This window comes from Gordonibacter sp. RACS_AR49, from assembly GCF_030418435.1.
Classification (GTDB): domain Bacteria; phylum Actinomycetota; class Coriobacteriia; order Coriobacteriales; family Eggerthellaceae; genus Gordonibacter; species Gordonibacter urolithinfaciens.
In genome coordinates this window covers 114,957-140,069 of the sequence record NZ_JAIUDM010000002.1, presented here as the reverse complement: position 1 = coordinate 140,069, position 25,113 = coordinate 114,957, and the positions used below count along the sequence as shown (strand labels likewise).

Genomic DNA, 25,113 nt, shown 5'->3' with positions numbered 1-25,113 from the left:
AAGGAACGCGCGAAAGCGCGTTTTTTCGTAGGTGCTTTGAGCATCTTCCCGTGGCATTGCGAGCCGTTTTCGCACGCCATCGAGACCCGATGACACTGGCGCGGATTATTTGCTCATGCGGGCAACCGAGGCCGCGTCGCATTAGCACGCGCCGTTTTTTCATCTCGGTTGGCGTGGGGGGGGCAGGGCGACCGCCCGCTCTTCTCTCAACCGTCCTTCGCTCTCAAATATCCTGATATCAAAATATTTCTTCCGTACTATAATATGGCCAGCACATCCACACGAGCAGGAAGAGGCAACATGGGAGAGAAGATCATGCACGGGTTCCCTTCGCGGGAGGAAGCGCTCGCGGATTTCTTCGCCGCCTGGAAGCCGCCGGCGGCAGCCACCGAGCTGGTGAGCCTGGACGAGGCCGTGGGGCGCGTGACGGCGCGTGACCTGATGTCGGCGAACACGCTGCCAGTGGTGCGCGCATCGGCGTGCGACGGCATTGCGGTGAGGTCGGCGGCCTTCGCGGACGGCCGGCCGGACACGAGCGCCTGGGAGCTCGGCCGCGACTACGTGCGCGCCGACACCGGCGACGACTTCCCCGACGCCTACGACGCCGTCATCATGATAGAGAAGGCCGCCATACAGCCGGACGGCTCGGTCGTTCTCGACGACGACGTGCAGGTCGGGCCCGGCACGAACGTGCGCCAGGCGGGCGACACCATAAGGGCCGGCGCGCCGCTCATGAAGGCCGGCCTGCCCATCCGCCCGACCGACCTGGCGGCGCTCGCCATGGGCGGCATCACGCTCGTGCCCGTGCGCCGCAAGCCGCGCATCGCGTTCATCCCCACCGGCAGCGAGCTCGTGCCGGCCGGCATCGCCCCGCGCCGCGGCCAGAACGTGGACACGAACAGCCTGATGGTGAAGCACATGCTCATCGAATATGGCGCCGAGCCCCTCATCTTCCCCATCGTGTATGACGACGAGGCCGCCCTCGAGCGGGCGTTCGCCGAGGCGCTGGCCGTGGCCGACGCCGTGGTGGTCAACGGCGGATCGGCCGTAGGCGAGGAGGACTTCAACGTGCGCATGATCGAGGCTCGCGGACGCGTGGTGCACCATTACATAGCCGCTGTGCCGGGCCGCCCGCTCATGATGGCCGTGGCCGACGGCAAGCCCGTCGTCGACCTGCCCGGCCCGACGATGGCCGCCTACTACGGCACGCAGTGGTGCCTGCAGGCTGTCGTCGCACGCTTCCTGGGCGTGCCCGTGCGCAAGATCCCCACCGTGCAAGCCCAAGCAGCTGCCGCGGTGAGCGGCCCACCCCAGATGGCGAACATCGCCCGCGTGAACCTGGTCCGCGACAGCAACCCGGCGAACCCCTCGGGCTACACCGCGGAGTTCCTCAACTTCAAGGCCGGCGATTTGGCCGCCTGCATGGCCAGCAACGCCCAGCGCGTCTCCCCCCTCGGCGAGCACGGCTTCGAGGCCGGCACCCTCGTGGACGTGGAGCTTCTGCGCGGCGAGGAGCTCATCGACTAGCAAACGGCCACGTCAGCGCTAAGGGGCCGAGGGCGGGCCGCGTCACTCCCCCCTCGTACCCCGTCGCGCCCTCTCGCGCCCGCACGGGGCCGTCCCTCGGGCGGCGGCGAGCACAGGGCGCTTGCCCTGTCAGGGCAAGCGCCCTGCGAACCCCGGATCCCCGCCTTAACGGCCCGGCAATCGTCCGGCCGCACTTCCGTACAAGCGGTTACCGACGCCCATTCTTTCCCCTAGAGTAGTCGCACTCCATCCGACCGCGCGCCGCTCACCGCGATGCGCGCACGAGAAAGAAAGGCGGCATATATGGGAAAGTTCAAGCGCTTCTGCATGATCGTGTTCGTCGTCGCTGCCGTACTCGGCATCGGTGTGCTCGCGGCCCTGTGGTTCGCGTGGGAACCGCTGTTCCCCGCCATCGCGTGGCTCATGGCCATGCCCTGGTTCTACGTCGTGGAAGCCGTGCTCCTGGGTATCACGGCGGTGGGCCTGCTGGTGGTGCTCATCCGCGCGCTCACCGCGCCGGGCAAGAACTCGCAGCTTGAGATCGAGCGCGACAACGGCAGCATCGCCATCACGCAGAACGCCATCCAGTCCACGGTGAAGCACGTGGTGGAGGCGCACCACGGCCTGTCGACCGACAACGTGAAGATCGATATCACCAACAAGCACGATCCGCGCATGTCCATCCACGCCAAGATCGATCCCGGCCGCAACGCCGAGCTGGGCGAGCTGGGCGCGAAGCTGCAAAACGAGATCTCCTCGACCCTCGAGGCTTTCACCGGCTACCCGGTGGACTCCGTGCGCATCACTTTCGCCGGCGACGCCGACGTGGTGACGCCCGCTTTCACGCAGCAGGCCACGAAGTACTCGGAAGACACGCACCGCCAGCACCAGACTCAGCCGGTACCGGCCCATGCCGTAGGCAAGTAAGGAGGTGCGACCATGACGCAATCGGCCATACGCATGCATCCAGCCCCGATGGCGAAGGCCCCGTCCAAGACGGGCGCGGGCAAGGCGAACGCCAAGCAGAGCCGGCCTAAGCAGAACGCGGCGCAGCAGGGCTCCACCGCTTCGGACGCGGCCAAGGCCTACCAGCCCCAGCAGCAGGCCAAGGCGGCGCAGGGCGACCCGTCCAAGCCGAACCCCGACGCCCGCAAGGTGGGCGTCCCCGGCGCGGGCACCACCATGAGCGCGGACAAGACGCCGGGCCCCGAGGCGCAGACGCCCTCTGACGTCATCACGAACGCGGCCGCGAAAGCCCAGGAAGGGAAGACCGGCATGTTCGCGAGCATGCGCGCTGCCACGGCGCCCTACCTGGAGAAGCACAGCCATACGGTGCTCTACGGCATCGTGGGCTTCGTCGCCGCGGCGCTCATCCTCATCGTGGGCTTCTGGCCCACGGTGCTGCTCGCAGTGTTCGCCGCCGTGGGCGTGGTCATCGGCCGCTACCGCGACGGCGACCAGAAAACCCGCGAGCGCATGAAGGGCATCCTGGAACGCATCAGCAGCTAGCAGCCCCGGCGTGTCGGGCCGCATGCCCGGCACGCCGCCCCAACCGGTTTCACCCACCTGACGATAGAAAGGAACCACCATGTCCCAAGCAACCATGACCAAGCCTTCCACCTCCGCCAAGAGCACGTATGACCCGTACGCATCGATGGACGGCCAGGACGCAAGCGGCAGCTCCTACCAGGCCGACAGCGTTCCGGCCGAGCCGCAGTACAAGCTCGTCATCGACGAGAACGTCGTTGAGAAGATCTCCTCGAAGGCCGCCCAGAAGATCGACGGGATCATCGACATGAAGGGCAACCTGCTCTCCCGCGTGCAAGAGGGCCTGGGCGGCAACGACAAGACGAAGGGCGTGGACGCCGATGTCGTCGATGACAAGAACACGAAGCTCGACCTGGACATCGTGCTGGAGTACGGCAAGTCCGCAACCGACGTGTTCGACCAGATCAAGAAGGTTGTCGGCCAAGATATCAAGGACATGACGGGGCTGAACGTCATCGAGATGACCGTGAACGTGGTCGACGTCATGACCCAGGACGAGTACGACCAGAAGAACGGCAACAACACCGACGACGGGCAGAGCGGCTCCTCGAACGACCAGTAGAGACTCCCGCGCGTCGTGTTGCCGCACGCGTCCCGTCCGCGTGCGGCGAAGGCCCGCCTCTCCCTCGGGAAGGCGGGCCTTGTGCTGCTCGGCGGCCTGCCCACTCCGCGCCTCCTACCCGTCCCCGCCGCGAACCGAAGCGCTACAATGGGTGGACAGCCCGCGCGCGGAGGGAGAGGCCCATGAACCTGCTCGACTACCTGGCGACGGAGTTCGCCCCGTTCGAAGAGAAGCCGTTCAACCCGGTAGACTCGGCCGTGCTCTCGCAGTTCTGCATGGTGCGTGCCGAGGGAGTGGTGCCGGCGCTGCGCGAACGCTCGTCGTTCCTCGACCTGGGCACCATCGTGGAGAACCTGCTATCGCCCACGCGCACGGCCGTGCGCTTCGCCGACGCGCTGCGCGCCGAGCTCTACCCGACCATGTTCACCGGCCTTGACCCGCAGATGGTGAAGGAGAACCTTCTGGCACTGGCCGCCAGCCCGCGCTTCCGCGACATGCGCGTGCGCGACTACCTGAGCCTGTTCGACACCGACCGCCAGACGCAGTTCGCCGCCATGACGTTCGTGCATCGGAAGGACTTCGCCTACGTGGGCTTTCGCGGCACGGATACGTCATTCACCGGCTGGCGCGAGAACTTCAACATGGCCTACACCGCCCCCGTCCCCGCCCAGGAGCAAGCCGTGCGCTACCTGCAAGCCATCGCGCAGCGCGCGCCGAAGCGCGTGTACGTGGGCGGCCATTCGAAGGGCGGCAACCTGGCCGTGTACGCGGCGCTCAAGGCGCCACCCGCCGTGCAGCGGCGCATCGAGCGCGTGTACAGCCACGACGGTCCCGGATTCAAGGCGGGCACGTTCGCGCCCGCCGATTGGGCGCCGCTCGAGGACCGCATCCACCGCACCGTGCCGCAGGACTCGGTCGTAGGCCTGCTCATGGAGTCGCCCATACTGCCGCATGTGGTGAGGAGCACCGCCAAGGGGATAGACCAGCACAGCGTGTTCTCGTGGGAGGTCGCGGGCGACGACTTCGCATACCTCGATGGGCTCACCGACGGTGCCCAGCTCGCCGATGCCGTGCTCACGGAATGGCTGGCACGGTTCAGCGACGAGGAGGCGGCCGTGGTGGTGGACGCGTTCTTCCAAGCGGTGGAGTCGTCAGGCGCCCGTGACGCCTCCGACCTGCTCTGCGGCGGCTCGAAGGCGCTCGCTCTTGTCTCGGAGGCCGCCAAGAACATGGACCCCGGCGCCCGCTCCACGCTGCTCGCCGCGCTGAAGCCCCTCACCGAGATCGTCGCGCGGCACCTCGCGCAGGGCGTCTCCATGCTCTGGCCCGGCTCGCGAGCACCGTCTCGGCCGCGGGCTGCGGAGCGCGGCGAGGACGCCTAGCTCCAGCGGACGAACACGCCCTCCAGGCTGCGGCAGCGCAGGGCCGTGGCCACACGGGGCGCCAGCTGCCCCGCCAGCCGGCGTACATAGGCACGGGCAGCGCCGTCGTCCACGGCGAGCTCGGCGCAGACGGCATCCGCCGCGGCCTCCAACTTCCGCGCCAAGGCATGCGGGGCGCTCCCTGCAAGCCCTTCGGCGATACGTGCGCAGCCCGCCTCGTCCAGCTGCAGGCCGCGCACATCGCAGCCTGCCAGCATGCAGCCGACGGCGTTCGCGGCAACCGGCTCGAACAGGTTGAGTATCAGCTCGCCGTACTGCGGGTGCACGGCGCGCAGCAAGCGCCGGCACCGCGCGACGTCAAACTGCTGCAGGAAACGGTTCTCTATCAGCAGCCGCTCCAAGTAGGCGTTCACGTAGTCCACGCCTTGCAGCGACTCCGGCACCGGCTGAGCCAACGGGTAGTCGATGTCGGCCGGCACCTCATGTGCGAAGAACCGCGGCACGTAGCGCGAGGGGAACCCGCGCAGGCTCTCCAGCGTATCCTTGAGTGCGATGCTCTCGAGCAGCGGCGTGCCCAGGCACACGTCCCTCCACAGCGCCTCGGTGCGCGCAGCCTCGCGCTCGACGCGCGCCACGGCTCGCTCGAAAACGGCTTCCGGGCCCTCATCCGCGATTTGCCGCACGAGGGCTGCGCCGGGCCGAGGGTCGTCAGGGTCTATGCCCATCACAAAGCATGCGGAGGCGAGCAGCCGATGAGCGTCGTATTCGGGCAGCGAGCTGCTCTCCCCCATCGTGTAGAGCGCGACCTGCTTCGCGAGCACCTGCCAGAGCGCCAACTGCACGTATTCGACAGAGGACGCGGCATGGGCGTGTTCGTCGCCTGCCGATGCCGTGGGACCCAGGCCGTGCGTGCGCTCTCCGGCCTCGGGCGGGGCACCTGCACCGCGCGCGCCGGCAACCTGGCGCGCCTCGTTGTCCACAGCCCCGTCAGCCGAGAGACGAGCCCCCAATGCGGCTGTTGGCGTCGAACCCGATGCGGTAGAGCTCGTGGTACCCGTCGTAGAAGCCGTCGGCGTACTCGTTGCCGGGGCGCTCCCACCGCTCGTCGTCCAGCACGCGGCTGAGCTCATCCCGCACGCTTTCCCCGGCTCCGTCATGGGCAGCCTCCTCCTCGAATGTCTCGGCCTGCGTCTTCTCGTCGTATTCGCCCGTCCGGCCGCGCGCTGCATACATTCGCAGCGTTGCGACCGGAACATCGGCCAGAAGCTGCGCCGACCCTGCCGCCTCGCCATCGAACGCATGGCGAAGCGCTTCAACCAGATCGTCATCGGCTATCGGCTCGTCCGCCGCCTCGGCGTCCTCCTTGCGGCGGTAGAACACGTCCTGCACGTCCGCGATGGCCTCGGCGTAGTTCTCCTGCGAGAGGTACGGCGAATCGCAGAACCCGCGCACCAGCTCGCGCACCACCCCGCGCCCGAACTCCACGCGTCCCGTCGCGCGCAGCGCCTCTCCGCGACGCTCGACCAGCTCCATCATCTGCGGCTCGGTCAGCCGCAGCCCGTGCTTCGCCGTCGCCTCGTTGCAGACGGCCAGATCCTCCCGCGCAGCGGCCCGTTGCAGCTGCGGCGGTATCGTCAGATCGAAACCCATGCGCATCACCTCGCACAGGGTTATACCGCGAACCCCGCGTACATGCACGACTCGACTTTTCACGCGTTTTGTGGTATTATTTCCCCAGATGAAAGCGGAGAATTGATGAATCCTCCGCTTTTTTGACGTCCGAAGCGAACACGTGCGCCGCAGCCGCCAAGCACTGCGCTTCCCAAATCCTATTTGATCAAAATCGCGATTTCTATCAAATAGCGACAGGAAATCGGTTTCTATTTGATACCTTTCCGCACCTGTGTCACAAGAACCATTCGAGGTGGCCGCAGTCCTTGCAGACGAGGACCGTGGCGCTCCTGTTCGCTCAATCAAGGTCGAGGAACGTGAGGCCCATCGTGTTGAGCTGCGCCGACCGTTCGTCGAACGCGCTGCCGCCGCAGTGCGAGCACGCCACCTGCCTGCCCGCGAACGCGTGGCCGTCATCCCCGCTCAGCCCGCGGTTGAAGCTTTCAAGAAAACCCACCTCGCACCTCCTTCGCCGGAGTTTCGCCTACTTCTTGAGAATCCTTTTCAAATACGCGGTGTCCAGCAGGTTCACGGTCTCGAACGTGCCTTTGTAGAACACGGCCCAGTTGTTGAACACGCAGGGCAGGTCCTTCGCCGTTTGCAGTGAATCAACCTGGATCAACGTCAGCGGGACATCGTTCTCCTCGCAGTACCGCTGCACCGCGGCGATATGCCCGGGCACGTAGGGGCACTGGAAATCGTAGTAGATCGTCAGCTCGTCGTGCTCGATCCTCTGCGCCTTGGCGCGCGGCGCGAACGCCGGCACGGTGCCGTCGAACGACAAGGCGAGCAGCTCGTACCCGTCGTCCGTGGCGTCCACCGCCTCGAAGCCGAACTTCTTCGCAAACGATTGGTCGGACAGCCACGATTTCTGCTTCTTCGAGCCCAGCATGCACACGCCCGACTTGCCCCGCTCGCGCGCATCGGCAAGGCAGTGCTCCATGAGCGCGCGCCCGTATCCTTTTCCCTTGGACGCGCCCAACACCCAGAGGCAGTACACGTACAGGAAGTTGTCGCCCACGATGGGGACCCACGCCGTCTCAAGCGGGGCGTACTCGATGAACACCGGGTCCTTCACCTGCAGCTTGCGGAACACGTGGCCCTCGCGCAGGCGGTCGGCCAGCCATCGGCGCTTCGCCTCGACGCCCGGATGGGGCTTTTTGACGCGGATGATGCAGGAAAGGTGCTCGTCGGCGAGGTTCTCCGGCGTGAGGTTGACGAATTCGGGCTCCATGGGCATCCCGTCCTTTGCGATCGAGAAAGCGGCGCACCCCAAAGGACGCGCCGCCTGGAATGGCATAAAGGGGAACCGTCCCCTCCATGCCAATTAGTCGGTGAAGTAGCCCACGCCGCCTTCGAACAAGGGCTGGAACAGGTCGCCGGGGACGTTCTGGTACAGGCCCGCGCCGCGGCGCTCGCTGTGGCCCATCTTGCCGAGGACGCGGCCGTCGGGGCTCGTGATGCCCTCGACCGCCCAGGCGGAACCGTTGGGGTTCACGCCCAGGTCCATGGACGGCTGGCCGTCCGCCCCCACGTACTGCGTGGCTATCTGGCCGGCGTCGCGCAGCTGGGCGAGCAGCTCGTCGCTCGCCACGAAGCGGCCCTCACCATGGCTCACCGGCACCGTATGCACGTCGCCCACCTCGCAGCGCGAGAGCCACGGCGACAGGCTAGACGCCACGCGCGTGCGCACGAGGCGGCTCTGGTGGCGGCCGATGTTGTTGAACGTGAGCGTTGGGCAGGTCTCGTCCATGGGACGGATGTCGCCGAACGGCACCAGGCCCAGCTTCACGAGCGCCTGGAAGCCATTGCAGATGCCGAGCATCAGCCCGTCGCGGTTCTGCAGCAGGTCGCGCACCGCCTCCGTCACCGCGGGGGCACGGAAGAACGCCGTGATGAACTTGGCGGAACCGTCAGGCTCGTCACCGCCGGAGAAGCCGCCCGGCAGCATGATGATCTGGCTGTTGTTGATGAGCCTCACCAGCTCGGCCGTGCTCTCGGCCACCTTGTCGGGCGTAAGGTTGTTGATGACGAACGTATCCACCACGGCCCCCGCCTGCTCGAAGGCGCGCGCGGAGTCGTACTCGCAGTTGTTGCCCGGGAACACGGGGATCACCACGCGCGGGCGCGCGATGGTTCCGTTGTAGGTGAGGGGCGCAGCGCTGCTGAAGGACACCGGCTCCACGCGCTCGCCCTCGGCACGGTACGGGAACACGGGCTCCAGCTGCGATTCCCAGGCCTCTTGCAGGTTGGCGAGGGGGATCGTCTCGCCGCAGGCGGCGAACTCGTAGGCCTCCGTCGTCTCGCCCAGCACGTCGACGCGCACGGCGTCGCCGGCGGCGGGCACTGCGGCGTCGTCGGCCAGCTCCACGAGGAAGCTGCCGTAGGCGGGAGCGAACAGCTCGTCGGCCGTCACGGCTTCGTCCAGCGCCAGCCCGATGCCGTTGCCCACGCTCATCTTGAACAGGGCCTCGGCCGTCCCGCCGTAGCCGGGCGTCGACACGGCGAGCGCCGCGCCCTCGCCGATCAAGCGCTCCACAACCGCGATGGCCTCCAGCAGCCCCGCCGCCTCGGGCACCACGCCGTCGTAAGCCGCGGGCGCGATGCGCGCCACCCGGCGGCCCGCCCCCTTGAACTCGGGAGACGTCACGCGATCGATCGACCCCACGGCCGTCGCGAACGACACCAAAGTCGGCGGCACGTCAAGCTGCTCGAAGCTGCCGGACATGGAGTCCTTGCCGCCGATCGCGCCCACGCCCAGGTCCACCTGCGCCATCAGCGCGCCCAGCACGGCTGCAGCGGGCTTGCCCCAGCGCTCGGGCTCGTCGCGCAGCTTCTCGAAGTACTCCTGGAACGTGAGGTACATGTCCTCGCGCGCGAAACCGGCGGCCGCCAGCTTCGCCACGCTCTCCACCACGGCGACATACGAGCCCACGAACGGGTTCGCCGCCGTGAGGTACGGGTTGAAGCCCCAGGCCATGCCGCTCACCGTGGAGGTCTCGCCGAACACGGGCAGCTTCGCCACCATGGCCATTGCGGGCGTGAGCTGGCGCGCGCCGCCGAACGGCATGAGCGCCGTGGCCGCGCCGATGGTGGAGTCGAAGCGCTCCGACAGGCCCTTGTTCGAGCACACGTTCAGGTCGCGCACGAGCGCGCCCAGGCGCTCGGCCAGCGTCTCGCCCTCCCACGTGCGCTCGTAGCCGCCGCCCGGCACCACACGCACGTCCTGATGCTTAGCCGCGCCGTTGCTGTTGAGGAAGTCGCGGCTCACGTCCACAATGGTGGAGCCGTTCCACTCCATGCGCACCCGCGCCTCTTCGGTGACCTCGGCGATAGGCGTGGCCTCGAGGTTCTCCTCGTACGCGAGCGCGATGAACGCGTCCACGTCCTCGGGCGCAAGCGCCACGGCCATGCGCTCCTGGCTCTCGGCGATGGCAAGCTCCGTGCCGTCCAGGCCCTCGTACTTCTTCGGCACCTTGTTCAGGTCGACGAACAGGCCGTCGGCCAGCTCGCCCACGGCCACGGACACGCCGCCCGCGCCGAAGTCGTTGCAGCGCTTGATCATGCGGCATGCGTCGCCGCGGCGGAACAGGCGCTGGATCTTGCGCTCAACCGGCGCGTTGCCCTTCTGCACCTCGGCCCCGCACGTCTCGAGCGATTCCAGCTTGTGCGCCTTCGACGATCCCGTGGCGCCGCCGATGCCGTCGCGGCCCGTGCGCCCGCCCAGGAGCACGATCACGTCGCCCGGGGCCGGAGTCTCGCGCCGCACATGGTCGGCCGGCGTCGCGCCCACCACGGCGCCGATCTCCATGCGCTTGGCCGCATAGCCGGGATGGTACAGCTCGTTCACCTGGCCGGTTGCAAGGCCGATCTGGTTGCCGTACGACGAATAGCCCGCCGCGGCCGTGGTCACGAGCTTGCGCTGCGGCAGCTTGCCGGGCAGCGTCTCGCTCACGGGCACAAGCGGGTCGGCCGAGCCGGTGAGCCGCATGGCCTGGTACACGTAGCTGCGCCCGGAAAGCGGGTCGCGTATGGCGCCGCCCACGCAGGTGGCCGCGCCGCCGAACGGCTCGATCTCGGTGGGGTGGTTGTGCGTCTCGTTCTTGAACAGGTACAGCCAGTCCTGTTCCTCGCCGTCAACGTCCACTTTCACCTTCACGGTGCAGGCGTTGATCTCCTCGGACTCGTCGAGCCCGGTGAGGATGCCCTTCGCCTTCAGCCAGCGTGCGCCGATGGTGCCCATGTCCATGAGGCACACCGGCTTCTCGTCGCGGCCCAGCTCGTGGCGCATGGCCAGGTACTTCTCGAAGGCCGCCCGCACGGCCTCGTCGTCGATCCGCACGTCGTCGAGCACCGTGCCGAACGTGGTGTGGCGGCAGTGGTCGGACCAGTAGGTGTCGATCATCTTGATCTCGGTGATGGTGGGGTTGCGCCCTTCCTCCGCGAAGTACCGCTGGCAGAACGCAAGGTCGGCCAGATCCATGGCCAGGCCGCGGTCGGCGATGAACACCGCGAGCCCCGCCTCGTCCAGGTCGAGGAAGCCCTCCACCGTCTCCACCATGGGCGGCACGGGCTGCTCCATGCGCAGCGTCTCGCGCGGCTCGAGAGAGGCCTCGCGCGCCTCGATGGGGTTGATCACGTAATGCTTGATGGCGGCCACGTCCTCGTCGGCGAGCGGGCCCTCCAGCAGGTACACCTTCGCGCTGCGCACCTCGGGGCGCTCGCCCTGGCTGATCAGCTGGATGCACTCGCTGGCCGAGTCGGCGCGCTGGTCGAACTGCCCGGGCAGGTACTCCACCGCGAACACGGCCGCGCCCTCCGCCGCCGGCATCTCCAAAGCGGCCACGTCGGACTGCGGCTCGCTGAACACCGTGGGCACGCACTGCTCGAACAACTCGTCCGAGATGCCCTCCACGTCGTAGCGGTTCACCAGGCGCAGGCCTTCGAGCCGCTCGATCCCTAAGATGTCGCGCAGCTCGTGCGCGAGCTGCTGCGCCTCCACGTCGAAGCCGGGCTTCTTCTCAACATACACGCGAGAAACCATGAAGAATCTCCCTTACTTTTTCGAACCCTTAGGGGACTGGCTCTTTGCGGCATCGGCCGCGGCCTTGGCGTTCGCCTTGCCGCGCTCGAACGCAGCGTTGCCCTCGTCGCCATCGGCAGCCTCGGCCTCCTGCTTCTCGGCCTTGGCCTGCTCGGCCTTCGAAAGTCGGAAGCCGCTGCCGAACAGGCCGCGCTTCTTCGGTTTCTCCTCTTCGGCGGGAGCCCCGGCGGTCTCGGCCTTCTGGGCCTTCTGGGCGGCCTTCTGCTGCTTCTCCAAGGCGCGCTGCTCCTTGGACTTCGAAGCCTCCATCTGCTCTTGATAGGCGCGGCGCACCTTGCGGATCTTCGAGAAGTCCACGTACAGGGCGCCGATGATGCAGACGTAGGCCGCGCCCAGCATGACGTAGCTCACCGCGTCCGGGAACCACGAGCGGCCCACCCACGACAGCGCCGTGGCCGCGATAGCGCCGATGAGCAGAGCCCACCAGATCTTGCGCAGGCGCTTGTACTGCGGCGTGGGCGGGTTGTAGTACTTGCGGTCCAGATCGCTCTGCTTCTGGCGGGCCACCTTCTTCTCGGCCTTCTTCTGCTGCTTCGTCTTCTCTTTAGGCTGCACGCGTACCGAGGCGGCCGCCTTCGACTTCGGCTTCATGGCCGCTGCGCTCTTGCGCGTCTGACCGCGATGCTCGTCGGTCTGGTACCGGTCGTTCATGGGGTTGCGTTGGGACATAATGCTCTCAATTCAAACTCGTAGGAAACAAAAAAGTCAGCGAGGGCTTCTGTGATGCCCGAGATCGTGGGGAGAGCGAGGGCGAAGCGTACTCCGGTACGTGAGGCCTCGGCCTCGCCGCGAGATCGGGTGCCACAGAAGCCCGCCGCGTCGAGGAGTTCCGGTTGCCGTTAGGCAAAAGGAACGAAAGGCCTGCCCGTAATCTTCTCGTAGGCCTGGATGTACTTCTCGCTCGTCTTCTCGATGATGTCCTGGGGCAGGCGGGGCGGGTTGCCCTGGCGATCCCAGTTGGCGTTCAGCCAGTCGCGCACGAACTGCTTGTCGAAGCTGGGCTGGTCCTTGCCCTCGGCGTACTCGTCGCCTGGCCAGAAGCGGGACGAGTCGGGGGTCAGCACCTCGTCAGCCAGGATGATCTGGCCGTCGATGCGTCCGAACTCGAACTTCGTGTCGGCGATGATCACGCCGCGCTCGGCCGCGTGGTCGCGTGCCGTCGTGTACACCTTGAGGGCCAGGTCGCGCAGCTGGGAGGCGTCGTCCTCGCCGATGATCTCCACGAGGCGCTCGAAGCTGATGTTCTCGTCGTGGTCGCCGATCTCGGCCTTCGTCGACGGCGTGAAGATGGGCTCGGGCAGCTTCGACGAGTTCACGAGGCCCTCGGGCAGCTCGATGCCGCACACGGTTCCCTGCTTCTCGTACTCTTTGAGGCCGCTGCCGGCCAGGTAGCCGCGAACGATGCACTCGGCAGGGAACATGTCAGCCTTCTTCACCAGCATGAAGCGCCCGCGCAGATAGTCGGAGTACGGCTTGAACTGCTCGGGCAGGTCGGCCACGTCGGCGGATATCAGGTGGTTCTCCACCACGCCGTCCAGGAGCTCGAACCAGAAGCACGACAGTTGCGTGAGCACCGCGCCCTTGTGCGGGATCTCGTCTTCCAGAATGTAGTCGAACGCGGAAATGCGGTCCGACGCCACCAACAAGAGCTTGTCCCCCAAGTCGTAGAGGTCGCGCACTTTGCCTTGCGCGTCGGGCTTGATGTCCATTCCGGTCATGCTGCTCTGTCCTTTCATCGACACGCCGCGCGCTCTCCTCGGGCCGCAGCGTTTTTCATGCGCGCCTCATTATCGCGCAGTTTGGCTATCTATGCCCCTTCGGGCGCTGTTTTTCTTTGCCCTTCGCAACCTTCGGCACCTTTGCCTGCTTGGGCTTCTGCTGGCGCGCCTTGGGCGTGCGGCCCTCGTCGTACAGCGGGATGTGGATGGTGAAGCAGGCGCCCTCGTCCTTGCGGCCCTCCACCTGCACCCAGCCGCCGTGTCGGTCGACGATCTCCTTCACCACGGCCAGGCCGATGCCCAGGCCGCCGCTCTCGCGGTTGCGTCCGGCGTCGGCGCGCCAGAAGCGCGAGAACACCATCTTGCACTCCTCGGGCGAGAGACCGATTCCCGTGTCGCGCACCGCGATGGAGGCCATGAGGTCGCCCCGCTTCACCTGCACGGTGATGTGGCCGCCCTCGGGCGTGTAGCGAACGGCGTTCGAGATGAGGTTGGCCGTGGCCTGGCGTATCATATCGGCGTCGCCCAGCACGCGCACGCCCTCGTCGGCCTGGTACTCCAACGTGAGGCCCGAGTCGGTGACGAAGGCGTCGTGCGTGGCGATGATGCCGCTGATGAGCTGGCCCACGTCCACGACCTCCTCCTTCATGGGGTTCGCGCGGTTCTCCAGGCGCGAGAGCTTCAGCAATGAGTCCACCAGGCGGCTTAGGCGCTGCACCTCCGAGTTCACCGTCTCCAGGTGCTCGGGGTCGGCTTCGAAAACGCCGTCCACCATGGCCTCCACCGTGGACTGAATGGCCATGAGCGGCGTGCGCAGCTCGTGCGCCACGTCGGTGGTCAGGCGCCGCTCCAGCTCGCGGTCCTTCTCCACCGAGTCGGCCATCTCGTCGAACGTCTCTCCCAGGCGCGCGATCTCGTCCTCGCCGTGCAGATCGGTGCGGGCGGACAGGTCGCCTTCCTTGATGGCCTTCGCCGTCTTGGTCATGCGGTTGATGGGGCCCACCAGGTTGCGGGCGAACAGGAAGCCGATGCACGAGGCCAGCAGGATGGCCATGGCGGCCGCGAAGAACATGGCCTGGTAGGACTTGTTGCGGAACTCCTCGTCGGTGGAGCGCAGCAGCGTATCGGAGCCGAGCACCCACACGCTCACCGAGCCCACGGCCTGGGTCATCTCGTTGTCGGGGCTCTTCACCTCGATGGGCACCGTGACCATCTGCTCGGGCTTGGCATGCTTGGGCACGAGCGACACCCCGTCGGCGGCGTCCTCGCCATTCTCGACGAGCGTGGAGTCGAACACAACCGACTGCTCGCTGTTCGCGGGCACCGTGTTGTCCACGACGCGCATGCCGATGCTCGGCGTGACGTTGACCATGTAGCGCGCGGGCGCGAGCGTCTGCGCGTCAAACGTGCCCGACTTCTCGTAGTTCGCCGCGATGTCCTTGGCCACGGACTCGGCGGTCGACACCATGTTCTCGCGCGTGTACGTTTGGAAATGCTGCTCCCACACGAACGACACCACGCCGATGGCCACCAGGGCGGTCATGGCCGCGATGAAGGCGAACGCCGCCGTCACGCGCGTCGTATACGACAGGTTGTCCCAACCCGGGCGCTTGTGCTTGCCCGCACCGGCGTCGTCCGCGCCCGCCTTGCCGATGGGTCCGGTCGTCGCCGAGTCTTGCACGCTTCGCTCCTCCTGCACGGTTATGCGCTCACGCTCGAGGCGCTCACGCGGTGCTTACTGCTGGACTTTGGTCGGGTCTTCGAAGCGGTAGCCCACGCCGTGAACGGTATGCAGCCACTTCGGGCTGCGCGGGTTGTCGCCGATCTTCGCGCGCAGGTTCTTCACATGCGAGTCGATGGTGCGCTCGTAGCCCTCGAAGTCGTAGCCGAGCACCTTCTCCACCAGCTCCATGCGCGAGTACACGCGGCCAGGATAGCGCGACAGCGTGGTGAGCAGCTTGAACTCGCTGGCCGTGAGGTCGATCTCCTCGCCGTTCACCAGCACCTTGTGGCCCGAAACATCGATGGTGAGCTCGCCGAACTCCAGCACCTCGCGCTGCGGCTCGCTGTCGGCGTGCACGCGGCGCAGCAGGGCGCGGGCGCGGGCCACGAGCTCGCGCGGGCTGAACGGCTTCACCAGATAGTCGTCGGCGCCCAGCTCCAGGCCGATGATGCGGTCCTCCACCTCGCCCTTCGCGGTGAGCATGATGATGGGCACGTCGGAGTTGTCGCGGATGGCGCGGCAGACGCGCTCGCCCGGCACGCGGGGCAGCATGAGGTCGAGGATGACCAGGTCGAAGTGGTGCTTCGAGAACTCCTCGAGCGCTTCCTGGCCGTCGCCGACCGCCGTCACCCAGTAGTTCTCGCGCTCGAGATAGGCCGTCACCGCATCGCGGATGGCCTTCTCGTCTTCAACAAGCAGTATACGTCGCGTCTCGTTGCTCATGGATACCACCTCAAGTCGTCACCGGCTCGGATCCCACCTGGCCGCGTATCCCATACGCGCTCCGCTCCGAGCGTTCAGGTCGTGTTTGCGTTTATTGTAGCAATTACCCCTGAAGCAGCTGGAACCTGTGCGGGAAATGACACAATATCCACCATGGTAACCCGCAGATCAACACATGCCCACCACGCGAAACCCAGCCGTGTCGGCGCGCGCAACGCCCAGCGCCGCAATGCGAGGCCAGGCGGCGGCACCTACGCCGGCGGCAAGCCCAACCCCCGCGGCGGCCACGTGGGAAACGTGGGCGGCCTTGGCAGCGGCGGCCTGGGAGGATCGGGCGCCTCGCGGCAAGCAGCACGCAGGAGCGCCGCGCAGAAGGCCTCCGTCGGGCCCGGCGATGCGCTCGGCTCCGGAGGCGTGCACCGGCGCGGCGCAGGAGGCGCAGGCTCCGGTTCCGGCGGTGGCGGCGTCCACGTTCCCACGCCGAACGGCGGGGAGATCCTGCTCACGCGCCGCCACTTCCTGTTCGGCGCCATCGGCGTGACCGCGCTCGCGGCGGCCGGCGGTGCGGCCTCCGTGGTCCTCAAGCAGCGTGAGGAGGCTGCCGGCAACGTGACGGTGCTCGAAGTGCCCGCCTCGGCCGTGACCACGTTGAACACGTCCGATTCCGAGAGCGCGTTCGCCCTCGTGGAGGATGCCGCCACCCGCATGGGCCTGTCCGTGCGAGCCGAGCTGCCCTACGGCTCGCTCGTCTGGGCCAGCGGCGACGACGTGGCCGCCTGCCTGCTGCCCACGGAGGAGGCGAAGCCGCTCGCGCAGGTGGGGCTGCTGTCGCTTGGCAGCGGAAACCTGTCCACGGTGCTGGAAAAGGCCGTGGGCCAGGACGAGGGCTTCGAGATCTACGACGTGCGCGCCACGGCGTCGGGCCTCGTGTGGACGGAGGCCGACATCCTCGACGGACTCTGGCGCGTGTACACGGCGCGCCTGACCGACGGCGTGGCCGGCGATCCGCGCCTGGCGGACGAAGGCGACGGCCAGTGGGAGACCCCCACGATCGCAGCATCCGGCGCCTACGCGTTCTGGCAGGTCCTGCCCAAGGTCGACGGCGACTACAGCGCCGAGGACTCCCTGGTCAAGCGCGCTTCCCTGGGATCAGGCGACGTCGAGACCGTCTACACGTCCCACGGTAGGCCGTGCACGCCGCCCTACGCGCTGGCCGACTCCGTGGTCATCACGCCGCGCGCGGACACTGCGGGCACGTACTACCAGCTCACCCGCCTGGATGCCGCATCGGGCAGCGTGCTGGACACCATGGTGCTGCCACGCTCCATGCGCCCGCTGGAGGCGGGCTACGGCGACAACGGGTTCTCGTTCTCGTTCGACGCCTGGTACAACTACGGCGACGGCATCTCCCAGATCGGCACGTACACGCCCGCGTCCCCCGTTGCGGACGGCAACTACAGCGGCGCACCCTGGTTCTCGTTCAGCCTCGCGCCCACGGCAGCCCCCGCCTGGTGCGGCGGATGCTTCATCGTCAAGTCGAAGCGCACCGTGTGCGGCATCGACTTGGAGACGAACGAGTACTTCGCCCTCCAGCCCGAGAACGGCGCCGACGACTACGGCGAGTACCTGGCCACCACCGGCTCGCAAGGCTCCATCGTCACCTACGCCAACATCGACGACAAGCCCATCGACGGCGAGCCGAAGAAGTACTGCCTGGTAAGGGTGTGGAAGCCGGTCGGGTAAGGGAAAGGCGCGCCTGGCAGTAAGGCGACGCGACGTCGCTGCGCTTCTTGAAAAAAGGAGCCCTCCGAATGGAAAGCTCCTTGCTCGCGTTCGTGTGGCGAAACGGAACGCTTAGAACTCCAATTCCTTCAGGCGGTCGAACACCACGTCCTTGCGGGTGAGGAAGTCCCAGGGGTCGAAGATCTCGTCGAGCACCTCGGGCTTAAGGTTCGCCTCGGGGTCGGCTTCGAGGTTCTCGCGGTAGGTGGGGCCGTCCACGGCGTTCTGGATGTCCTCCCACACCTTCATGGCGTTGCGTTGCACGATGACGTACGCGTCCTCGCGGCTGATGCCAGTGTCCACGAGCGCCAGCAGCACCTTCGAGCTGAAGATGAGGCCCTTCGTGCGCCACAGGTTCTGTTCCATCTTGGCGGGGTAGGTCTGCAGGCCGTCGAGCATCCACTGCATCTTGCCGAACATGTAATCGAGCGCGATGAAGCTGTCGGCCAGCGCGACGCGCTCGGCGCCGGAGTGGCTGATGTCGCGCTCGTACCACAGCGCCACGTTGTCGAAGGCCACCTGCGCGTTGCCCTTCACGGTGCGGGCCAGGCCGCAGACGCGTTCGGCCGTGATGGGGTTGCGCTTGTGCGGCATGGCGCTGCTCCCCTTCTGGCCCTTCGCGAACGGCTCCTCGGCCTCGATGACGTCGGACTGCTGCAGCAGGCGCACCTGCATGGCGATGGACTCCAGCGTGGACGCCGTCACCGCGAGGCCGGCCATAACCTGCGCGTGGCGGTCGCGCGCCAGCACCTGCGTGGACAGCGGATCGGCCTCAAGCCCCAGGCGTTCGCACACGAACTGCTCGACGAACGGGTCGATGCTGGAGTACGTGCCCACGGCACCGCTGATGGCGCCCGTGGCGGCCACCTTGCGGGCCTCCTCCATGCGCGTCTGGGCGCGCTTGAGGGCCCAGGCCCAGCTGCCGAACTTCATGCCGAACGTCATGGGCTCGGCGTGGATGCCGTGCGTGCGGCCCACGCACAGCGTCTCCTGGAACTCGAAGGCGCGGCGCTTGCACGTTTCACCCAGCTGCTTGATATCTTCGAGAATGATGTCGATGGCCTGCGTGATCTGGTAGGACAGTGCCGTGTCGCCCAGGTCGGACGACGTCATGCCGTAGTGCACCCAGCGGCTGGGCGGCTCCTGGCCCTCGGGTACGTCGGCGTCGATGTACTCGGCCATGTTCGTGGTGAACGCGATGACATCGTGGTTCGTCACCTTCTCGATCTCGTCAATGCGATCCACGGTGAAGTCGGCGTGCGCGCGGATCCACGCGGCCTCCTCCTTCGTGATGCCCGACTTCCCCAGCTCGGCCTGCGCCTCGCACGCCAGCACTTCGATTTCCTTCCAGATGGAGAACTTGTTCTCAAGCTCCCAGATGGCGCCCATTGCCGGGCGCGTGTAACGGTTGATCACGCCGGTCCCTTTCCCACGTCGTACCTGATGGCAACCAGCATACCGCAAACAAGCCCCCGAGCGGCGCACTTCACGGAAAGTGTCGAGCCTTGGGCGCGACGCCCTTGACTTGCTTATCCTCGATCAAGTAGTATATATTTCCTATAGAAATACTAGGCATTCGAGAGAAGGGCAGGCGAGATGGAGGAATGCAGGGAGGGCCGCGTGCGGTCGGTGAACACGTCACGGCGCAAGGGCGGCCGCAAGACGCCGTGTGCGGGCGGTGCCGCCATCGAGGCGAACCGCGGCGTGGCGGGCGACGCGCACGCCGGCGACTGGCACCGCCAGGTATCGCTACTGGCGTGGGAGTCCGTCGAGAAGGCGCAGGCCATGGGCCTCGACGTGGCCGAGGGCGATTTCGCAGAGAACGTCACCACCGAGGGTATCGACCTGCTGGCATTGCCGTTGGGCACGCGCTTGCGCGTGGGCGGGGCGCTCCTGGAGCTCTCCCAGATCGGCAAGGTGTGCCACACGAAGTGCGCCATCTACCACCTGGCCGGCGACTGCATCTTCCCCCGCGAGGGCGTGTTCTTCGTGGCGCTGGAGGACGGCGAGGTGAAGCCCGGCGACTCCGTGCAGGTGGTCGCGCTGGGCGACGGCACCTGCGCCCACACCCCGCCCGAGGCCCTCGAGGAGCTGCGCGCGGCGCACGAGGAATAGAAGGAGCACACTCAGGTTGCGCCGATGGCCAACGAGGCCGACCGGCAGGCCGCCGGAGCCTAGAGTCCTTTGAACAGGGAGCGCACCTCGTCGAGGACTTCGGTGTCGGCTACGACGATGGCCTTGTCGCCGGGGTAGAGCACGGTTTCCTCGCCCACCACTTCCACGTTGTCGTCGTCTTTGGGCGACACGGCGGCTATTAGGCTGTTCTCCGGCATAGGCACGCTTTCGGCCAAAATGCCGGCTTCGTTGGAATGGTAGCGCATGCGCGGCACGGTGATCTCGGTGAGCACCACGTTGCCGTGCGTGAGCGACGAGGCCACGCTCACGCTGCCCAACAGCGTCTCCTCCTCGATAAGGTTCGCGATGAGCGTGGTGGATGACACGCTCTCGATGCCCACCTCGCGGAAGATGCGCAGGTTCTTCGGATTGTTAACGCGCGCGATACAGCGCGGCACATTGAACACGCGCTGGGCGATCTCGCACGACACCAGGTTGTCGTCGTCCTGGCCCGTGGTGGCCACGAACACGTCGGCCTTGCGGATGCCGGCATCCTCCTGGTACTTCGAGTCGCACCCATCGCCGTGGATAACGAGGTAGCGTCCTTCCAGCACGATGGACAGATGGTCGGCCGTCTGCAGGTTCTCCTCGATCACGGCCACGTCGTTGCCGCTTCCCAGCAGCACGCTGGCCAGGTACTCCCCGATCTTGCCGCCGCCGGCGATAACGATGTACATGGAATTCTCCTAGTCCTGAATGTAGCGAGAGAACGCCCCGATCAGCTCGTGGCGCACGCAGGCGAGCACGGAATCTCCCTGGTAGAGGATCGAGTCGCGCGTGGGGATGGACGAGGCCGAGCCGTCGGCGCGCTCGAACGCGATGATGCGGATGTCGTGGTCGCGCTCCATCTCGGACACGCGGATGGTGGGATGGTCGGTGTCGCGCCAGCTCAGGTCGAGCGAGAAGCGCAGCACCTCGAACTCGCCGAACGTGTCGATGTGCGCGCCGTGGCCCGACACGATCTTGCTGAACACGTCCTCGGCAACGAGCGACGTGCCGCACACGTGGTCGATGCCCAGCTGCATGTAGGCGCGCTCGTGGTCGGGGTTGTACAGGCGGGCGATGACATGGGGCACGCCGTACAGGCGGCTGCCCACTTCGGCCACCATGAGGTTCGTGTTGTCGAACTGGGTGACGGCCGCGATGACGTCGCAGTCCTCCACGCCGGCCTTCACGAGCGTCTCCTCGTCGAAACCGAGGCCCTGCACCGTAGAGCCGTTGAAGTTGCGCCCCAGGTTCGCGAACGCGTCGGCGTTCTTGTCGATGACGCACACGTTGTTGCCGTTGTCCGACAGCATGTTCGCCAACTGCGAACCCACGCGGCCGCAGCCGACGACGATCACGTTGCTCATACCGATCCTTTCACCAAGCGCCCGTGCGCCGATTTCCTGCCGTGCCCTAGCATACTGCAAGCCCCGCGCGCAGGAAAGCGGCGAAACCCGCCCGTAGAGCAGCTACAGGCAGGCTGGCATCATGGGTTCCGAGGCGGAAAACAGTTTCGCCGGCCCGGCGGCCGGCGAAACGTTTAGATCATCTGCATCTGGCCCAGCGTCGCGTTGAACCAGTGGTCGTAGTTCGGCGGGCAGTACTTCATCGCCGCGCCGTACGTGATTGAGTATCCGTAAGCGCTCGCAAGTCCGGCCACATGGGCGTTGATGGCCTCTTCCCAGCTCCCCCAGCTCGACTGGCCCCAGCCCCAGGCGTTGTGATCCTTGAAGCACTTCACACCCTTCGAGCTCTCGGTGTTGGAGATGGCGGGCGACCAACGCGGATCCACGCCGTATTCCCAGGCGGCCGTGGCGAACGTCACGCCCTGCCCCGCCAGCGGTGAGCCGGAAAGATAGGCGTCGATGCGCTGGGACCACGTGGAGATGAAGGCCTCCTTGCCCACGGAGAAGTCCACATCGGGCAAGCTGGCCAGCGCGGAGGCGGCGCTGTCCTGGGCGGCCCTCGCCTGCTGTTCGGCCTTGGCGGCTTCGGCGGCGGCCACGCGGGCGGCCTCCTCGGCGCGGGCGGCCTCCTCGGCGGCGATGCGGGCGGCTTCCTCCTCGGCCTCTATGGCCTCGATGCCCTTGGAGATGTCGCGCTTCGCCGTGCTGGCGAGCACCGTGGCCTCGTGCGCGGAAGAATCGGTCGCGCTCTCGGCGAACGTCGCGGTATCCGCCTCGGACACGGGGGCGCTCATGGCGTCGATGCCGAACGCATCAACTTCCTGCGCGCTGCCGCCAGCGGAGGCGATGCCGAAGCCGATGCACCCGGCGAGCACGATGGACGCGCACCCGACTGCCGCGATCTTCGCGACAATGCTCGACTTCCGCTGCTTGTATCGTCTGTCAGTCAAACCTCGATTACCTTTCAATGAACAGCGCACGACCACGCCGCCGGAGCGGTGACAGCGTAGTAGGTTGTAAGGGGTGGTTGCTGCCGAAGGGGCGATATGCTGTTTTGTCGAGGTGTATTTTAGCCCATGGGACCCCGCGTAGGCAAAAAAGTGTGGAGACGGCCTCCACGTTTTGTTCGCTTGACAAACAGGAAAGCCGCAGATGCGCAGGTGGTTATGCATCCTCGGCGGGCGCTCGTTTTTCGAACAGAGCCACGGTTGACGGAGCGCGGAGGCAAGCGACAACGCTAGCGAACAACCGCAATGCTCACTTCGAAGGGGAAGGCGAACTCGCGGCCGTAGGGCAACGTGAGCACGATGAGGTCGTTTGGCCCCGGCACCGAGAACCACAGCACCCCCAAGACGCAGAACGCCACGAAGCACAGCCCTGCCAGCAGGGTCCACCACGGCGCATGCAGCGCGCCGCCAATGACGAAGAACCCCGCCATCATGAGCAGCAGCGGCCATAGGTTCAGAAACATGAGCTGCAAGGACGTCCAGCCCACTACGCCCAGGCTGAAGAGCAGCAGCGTGGCACCCAGGCTGAAGAGCATGAGACCGTCCACGAATTGGAGCATGCGGCGCCCCGGGACCCCCGGGACCACCATCTGCACGATGCCGATGATGGCAAGGACAAGCGGCCAAAACTGCCACCATGACACCCCGTCGATGTTCTCGGCCAACAGCGCGGCTATGCCGAAGAACAGCAGGAACGACCCGGTGAACACGGCCGCCTTCACCCCACCGTTCCGCCGTGGCTGCTGCATCGTCACGGGCGGCGGCACGGCCGCACCGTCCGGTGCGCGCCAGCTGCTCGGCACCCCGGCCTGCAGCGGATCTGCGTAGCCGCCCGGCACCTGGGGCGATCCCCCTTCCACCGGTTCCCGTCCTGCATTCGGCGGCGCCTGCCAGTTGGGCGACTGCCAACCGGGCGCCTGCCAGCCGGGTGCCTGGCTTTGCGCCCGGTGCGCCCACGCGGCAGCCTCGGCCGTGGGCGGCTCGGGGGGCACGTGGCCCGTGCCCGCATAGGCGTCGTAGGGGAGGTGCTGCTGCGCAGCCGCCGCCTCGGAGGCGGCGCGAGCGGCGTCGTCGGCGCGGTTCCGCGATGCGCCGACATCCACGGAGCCGTACGTGTCCGAGTGCACGGAATGGGGCTCGACCTCCACGGGGCCGGCCTCGTTGGGAGCCAGGGGCAGGATGGCCCACAGCGCCGCGTAGGCGACGGCGAACAGGCCCGCCGTGGACAGCGTGAGCGCCACCGTGAGGATGCGGGCGACCAGCGGATCGAAGCTGAAGTACTCGGCAACGCCGGCGCACACGCCCCCGACGAGCGCATTGCGCGAGCGGTAGAGTCGCTTCTCGGTGTTCACGCTGCCTCCTGGTCGAACCTTCGGCGCCGCACTATCAGTGGGAGGCAGGATGCTCGGCTTTTTCGGCAACGGCTTCGGCAGGACCGCGGCCCGCGTCTTCCTCGGCCTGCACGGCCGACGCATTGTCCGCACCCACCTCGCGCGTCACCCGGATGTTCGAGATGCGCCTGCGCCGCATGGCCTGGATCTTGAACCGGTACCCACCGAACTCGAACTCGTCGCCCACCTGGGGAACGAAGTCGATCATGCCCATGAGCCACCCGGCCATGGTCTCGTAGTCATCCGACTCCGTGACGGGCCAGCCAAGCTTCAGCGCATCCTCCACGGGGAAGCGCCCGTCCACGAGCCACGTTCCGTCCGACAGCGGCGTGATGAACTTGTTCTCGATGTCCGACTCGTCGATGATCTCGCCGACGATCTCCTCCACAATGTCCTCGACCGTAATTAAACCATCGGTGCCACCGTACTCGTCAACCACGATGGCCATCTGTTGCCTATTCGTTTGCATCTCGGAAAGAAGCGGGAAGAGGTCTTTCGTCTCGGGCACGAACAGGGCCTCGTAGGCGTAGGCCACCACCGGCTCGTTCTCCTTGCCGTCCATGAGGGGCGCGAGCAGGTCCTTGTAGTGCACGATGCCGACGATACGATCGATGTCCTCGTGGAACACGGGCAGGCGCGAGTAGCCGGTGCCGCGCATGCGGTCGACGGCCTGACGCACGGTTTCCGTGTCCTCCACGAGGATCATGTCCACGCGCGGCTGCATGATCTCGTGCACGGTCATGTCCCCTAAGTCCAGGATATCGTGGATCATGCGCTTCTCTGCGGGCAGCAGCTCGTCATTGTCCGTGACCATGTACTTGATCTCTTCCTCGGACACGCTCTGGCGCTCGTCGGCGTTCTTGATGCGCAGCAGGCGCGACAGGCCGTTGGCCGAGGCCGAGGTCAGCGCCACGAGCGGGCGCGCCACCTTCTGGAACACCATCAGGGGGCCGGCCACCGTCTTGCTCACGCGCTCGGCATCGGCCAGCGCCATGCGCTTCGGCACGAGCTCGCCCACCACGATGCTCAGGTACGACACGATGAGCGTGATGAGCACGGGGGCCAAGCCGGGTGCGATGACCGAGAGCCAGCCAACGCCGAAGCCGGACAGCCACTGGGCCAGCGGATCTGACAGGTTCGTGGCCGCCGCAGCGGACGCGAAGAAGCCCACGAGCGTGATGGCGACCTGAATGGTGGCCAGGAACTGCCCCGAGTCGCTTGCCAGTCCCAACGCGCGCTGGGCCTTCTTGTCGCCCTCGTCGGCCTCCTTCTGCAGCAGCACGTGCTTGGCGTTGACCAGGGCCATCTCCGACATGGAGAAGTAGCCGTTAACCAGAACGAGCAAAAACGTGACGACGATGCTTATCCCTATGTCCATGAAAGCGAAACTCACTCCTTCTAAGCGATGC

Annotated in this window: 22 protein-coding genes; 7 read left to right on the top strand and 15 right to left on the bottom strand. The window is 66.7% G+C overall.

The window, feature by feature from the left end; all coding sequences use genetic code 11:
• The first annotated feature begins 300 nt into the window (after window positions 1-300).
• The 5 genes from LB310_RS05190 to LB310_RS05170 all read left to right on the top strand — a co-directional run bounded on the left by LB310_RS05190 (window position 301) and on the right by LB310_RS05170 (window position 5,019).
• On the top strand, window positions 301-1,527 hold the full coding sequence (locus LB310_RS05190; protein WP_278806610.1) for a molybdopterin molybdotransferase MoeA: 1,227 nt from the start codon (window positions 301-303) through the stop codon (window positions 1,525-1,527).
• A 303-nt stretch (window positions 1,528-1,830) separates the two neighbouring features.
• Entirely contained in the window at window positions 1,831-2,454 is a 624-nt protein-coding gene (gene amaP, locus LB310_RS05185) for an alkaline shock response membrane anchor protein AmaP (protein WP_278806609.1), read from the top strand.
• Window positions 2,455-2,466: 12 nt separating this feature from the next.
• The gene (locus LB310_RS05180) at window positions 2,467-3,036 is read left to right on the top strand and encodes a DUF2273 domain-containing protein (RefSeq protein WP_278806608.1); all 570 of its coding nucleotides are present in this window, start codon (window positions 2,467-2,469) and stop codon (window positions 3,034-3,036) included.
• A 79-nt stretch (window positions 3,037-3,115) separates the two neighbouring features.
• Window positions 3,116-3,637: an Asp23/Gls24 family envelope stress response protein gene (locus tag LB310_RS05175; protein ID WP_278806607.1), complete on the top strand. Its 522-nt coding sequence runs from the start codon at window positions 3,116-3,118 to the stop codon at window positions 3,635-3,637.
• A gap of 182 nt (window positions 3,638-3,819) precedes the next feature.
• Window positions 3,820-5,019: an Mbeg1-like protein gene (locus LB310_RS05170; RefSeq protein WP_278806606.1), complete on the top strand. Its 1,200-nt coding sequence runs from the start codon at window positions 3,820-3,822 to the stop codon at window positions 5,017-5,019.
• On the opposite strand, the gene LB310_RS05165 is transcribed toward LB310_RS05170, so the two are convergent.
• The 9 genes from LB310_RS05165 to LB310_RS05125 all read right to left on the bottom strand — a co-directional run bounded on the left by LB310_RS05165 (window position 5,016) and on the right by LB310_RS05125 (window position 15,958).
• Window positions 5,016-5,999: a DUF6179 domain-containing protein gene (locus LB310_RS05165; RefSeq protein ID WP_278806605.1), complete on the bottom strand. Its 984-nt coding sequence runs from the start codon at window positions 5,997-5,999 to the stop codon at window positions 5,016-5,018. The genes LB310_RS05170 and LB310_RS05165 overlap by 4 nt on opposite strands.
• A 7-nt stretch (window positions 6,000-6,006) precedes the next feature.
• Window positions 6,007-6,669: a DUF6323 family protein gene (locus tag LB310_RS05160; protein ID WP_278806604.1), complete on the bottom strand. Its 663-nt coding sequence runs from the start codon at window positions 6,667-6,669 to the stop codon at window positions 6,007-6,009.
• Window positions 6,670-6,988: 319 nt separating this feature from the next.
• The gene (locus LB310_RS05155) at window positions 6,989-7,147 is read right to left on the bottom strand and encodes a DNA-binding protein (RefSeq protein WP_278806603.1); all 159 of its coding nucleotides are present in this window, start codon (window positions 7,145-7,147) and stop codon (window positions 6,989-6,991) included.
• Window positions 7,148-7,174: 27 nt separating this feature from the next.
• A complete protein-coding gene (locus LB310_RS05150) occupies window positions 7,175-7,924 on the bottom strand; it encodes a GNAT family N-acetyltransferase (RefSeq protein ID WP_278806602.1) in 750 nt (249 codons plus the stop codon).
• Window positions 7,925-8,017: 93 nt separating this feature from the next.
• On the bottom strand, window positions 8,018-11,734 hold the full coding sequence (locus LB310_RS05145) for a phosphoribosylformylglycinamidine synthase (RefSeq protein WP_301154680.1): 3,717 nt from the start codon (window positions 11,732-11,734) through the stop codon (window positions 8,018-8,020).
• Window positions 11,735-11,746: 12 nt separating this feature from the next.
• Entirely contained in the window at window positions 11,747-12,463 is a 717-nt protein-coding gene (locus LB310_RS05140) for a hypothetical protein (protein ID WP_301154679.1), read from the bottom strand.
• A 170-nt stretch (window positions 12,464-12,633) separates the two neighbouring features.
• The gene (locus LB310_RS05135; RefSeq protein ID WP_278806599.1) at window positions 12,634-13,512 is read right to left on the bottom strand and encodes a phosphoribosylaminoimidazolesuccinocarboxamide synthase; all 879 of its coding nucleotides are present in this window, start codon (window positions 13,510-13,512) and stop codon (window positions 12,634-12,636) included.
• An 85-nt stretch (window positions 13,513-13,597) separates the two neighbouring features.
• Window positions 13,598-15,193, bottom strand: a complete 1,596-nt coding sequence (locus tag LB310_RS05130) for a HAMP domain-containing sensor histidine kinase (protein WP_301154678.1) — start codon at window positions 15,191-15,193, stop codon at window positions 13,598-13,600.
• A 54-nt stretch (window positions 15,194-15,247) separates the two neighbouring features.
• Window positions 15,248-15,958, bottom strand: coding sequence for a response regulator transcription factor (locus LB310_RS05125; RefSeq protein WP_015539178.1), 711 nt, complete (start codon window positions 15,956-15,958; stop codon window positions 15,248-15,250).
• A gap of 153 nt (window positions 15,959-16,111) precedes the next feature.
• Here LB310_RS05125 and LB310_RS05120 point away from each other — a divergent pair, with 153 nt between their 5' ends.
• Window positions 16,112-17,701 carry a Tat pathway signal protein gene (locus LB310_RS05120; protein ID WP_301154677.1) on the top strand — a complete coding sequence of 530 codons (1,590 nt, stop codon included), beginning with the start codon at window positions 16,112-16,114 and terminating at the stop codon, window positions 17,699-17,701.
• Between the two features lie 111 nt (window positions 17,702-17,812).
• Here LB310_RS05120 and purB read toward each other — a convergent pair whose 3' ends face one another.
• On the bottom strand, window positions 17,813-19,156 hold the full coding sequence (purB, locus tag LB310_RS05115; RefSeq protein ID WP_301154676.1) for an adenylosuccinate lyase: 1,344 nt from the start codon (window positions 19,154-19,156) through the stop codon (window positions 17,813-17,815).
• 180 nt (window positions 19,157-19,336) lie between these two features.
• Between purB and LB310_RS05110 the strand changes: the two genes are divergently transcribed.
• Entirely contained in the window at window positions 19,337-19,855 is a 519-nt protein-coding gene (locus tag LB310_RS05110) for an MOSC domain-containing protein (RefSeq protein ID WP_301154675.1), read from the top strand.
• 59 nt (window positions 19,856-19,914) lie between these two features.
• Here LB310_RS05110 and LB310_RS05105 read toward each other — a convergent pair whose 3' ends face one another.
• The 5 genes from LB310_RS05105 to LB310_RS05085 all read right to left on the bottom strand — a co-directional run bounded on the left by LB310_RS05105 (window position 19,915) and on the right by LB310_RS05085 (window position 25,082).
• On the bottom strand, window positions 19,915-20,592 hold the full coding sequence (locus LB310_RS05105) for a TrkA family potassium uptake protein (protein WP_087190269.1): 678 nt from the start codon (window positions 20,590-20,592) through the stop codon (window positions 19,915-19,917).
• A 9-nt stretch (window positions 20,593-20,601) separates the two neighbouring features.
• Window positions 20,602-21,267 carry a TrkA family potassium uptake protein gene (locus LB310_RS05100; RefSeq protein WP_015539183.1) on the bottom strand — a complete coding sequence of 222 codons (666 nt, stop codon included), beginning with the start codon at window positions 21,265-21,267 and terminating at the stop codon, window positions 20,602-20,604.
• A gap of 173 nt (window positions 21,268-21,440) precedes the next feature.
• Window positions 21,441-22,256 carry a CMP-2-keto-3-deoxyoctulosonic acid synthetase gene (locus LB310_RS05095; RefSeq protein ID WP_301154674.1) on the bottom strand — a complete coding sequence of 272 codons (816 nt, stop codon included), beginning with the start codon at window positions 22,254-22,256 and terminating at the stop codon, window positions 21,441-21,443.
• Between the two features lie 287 nt (window positions 22,257-22,543).
• A complete protein-coding gene (locus LB310_RS05090; protein WP_301154673.1) occupies window positions 22,544-23,665 on the bottom strand; it encodes a PspC domain-containing protein in 1,122 nt (373 codons plus the stop codon).
• A gap of 34 nt (window positions 23,666-23,699) precedes the next feature.
• Complete coding sequence (locus tag LB310_RS05085; protein WP_278806227.1) at window positions 23,700-25,082, bottom strand: hemolysin family protein; 1,383 nt, start codon at window positions 25,080-25,082, stop codon at window positions 23,700-23,702.
• Window positions 25,083-25,113: the final 31 nt, after the last annotated feature.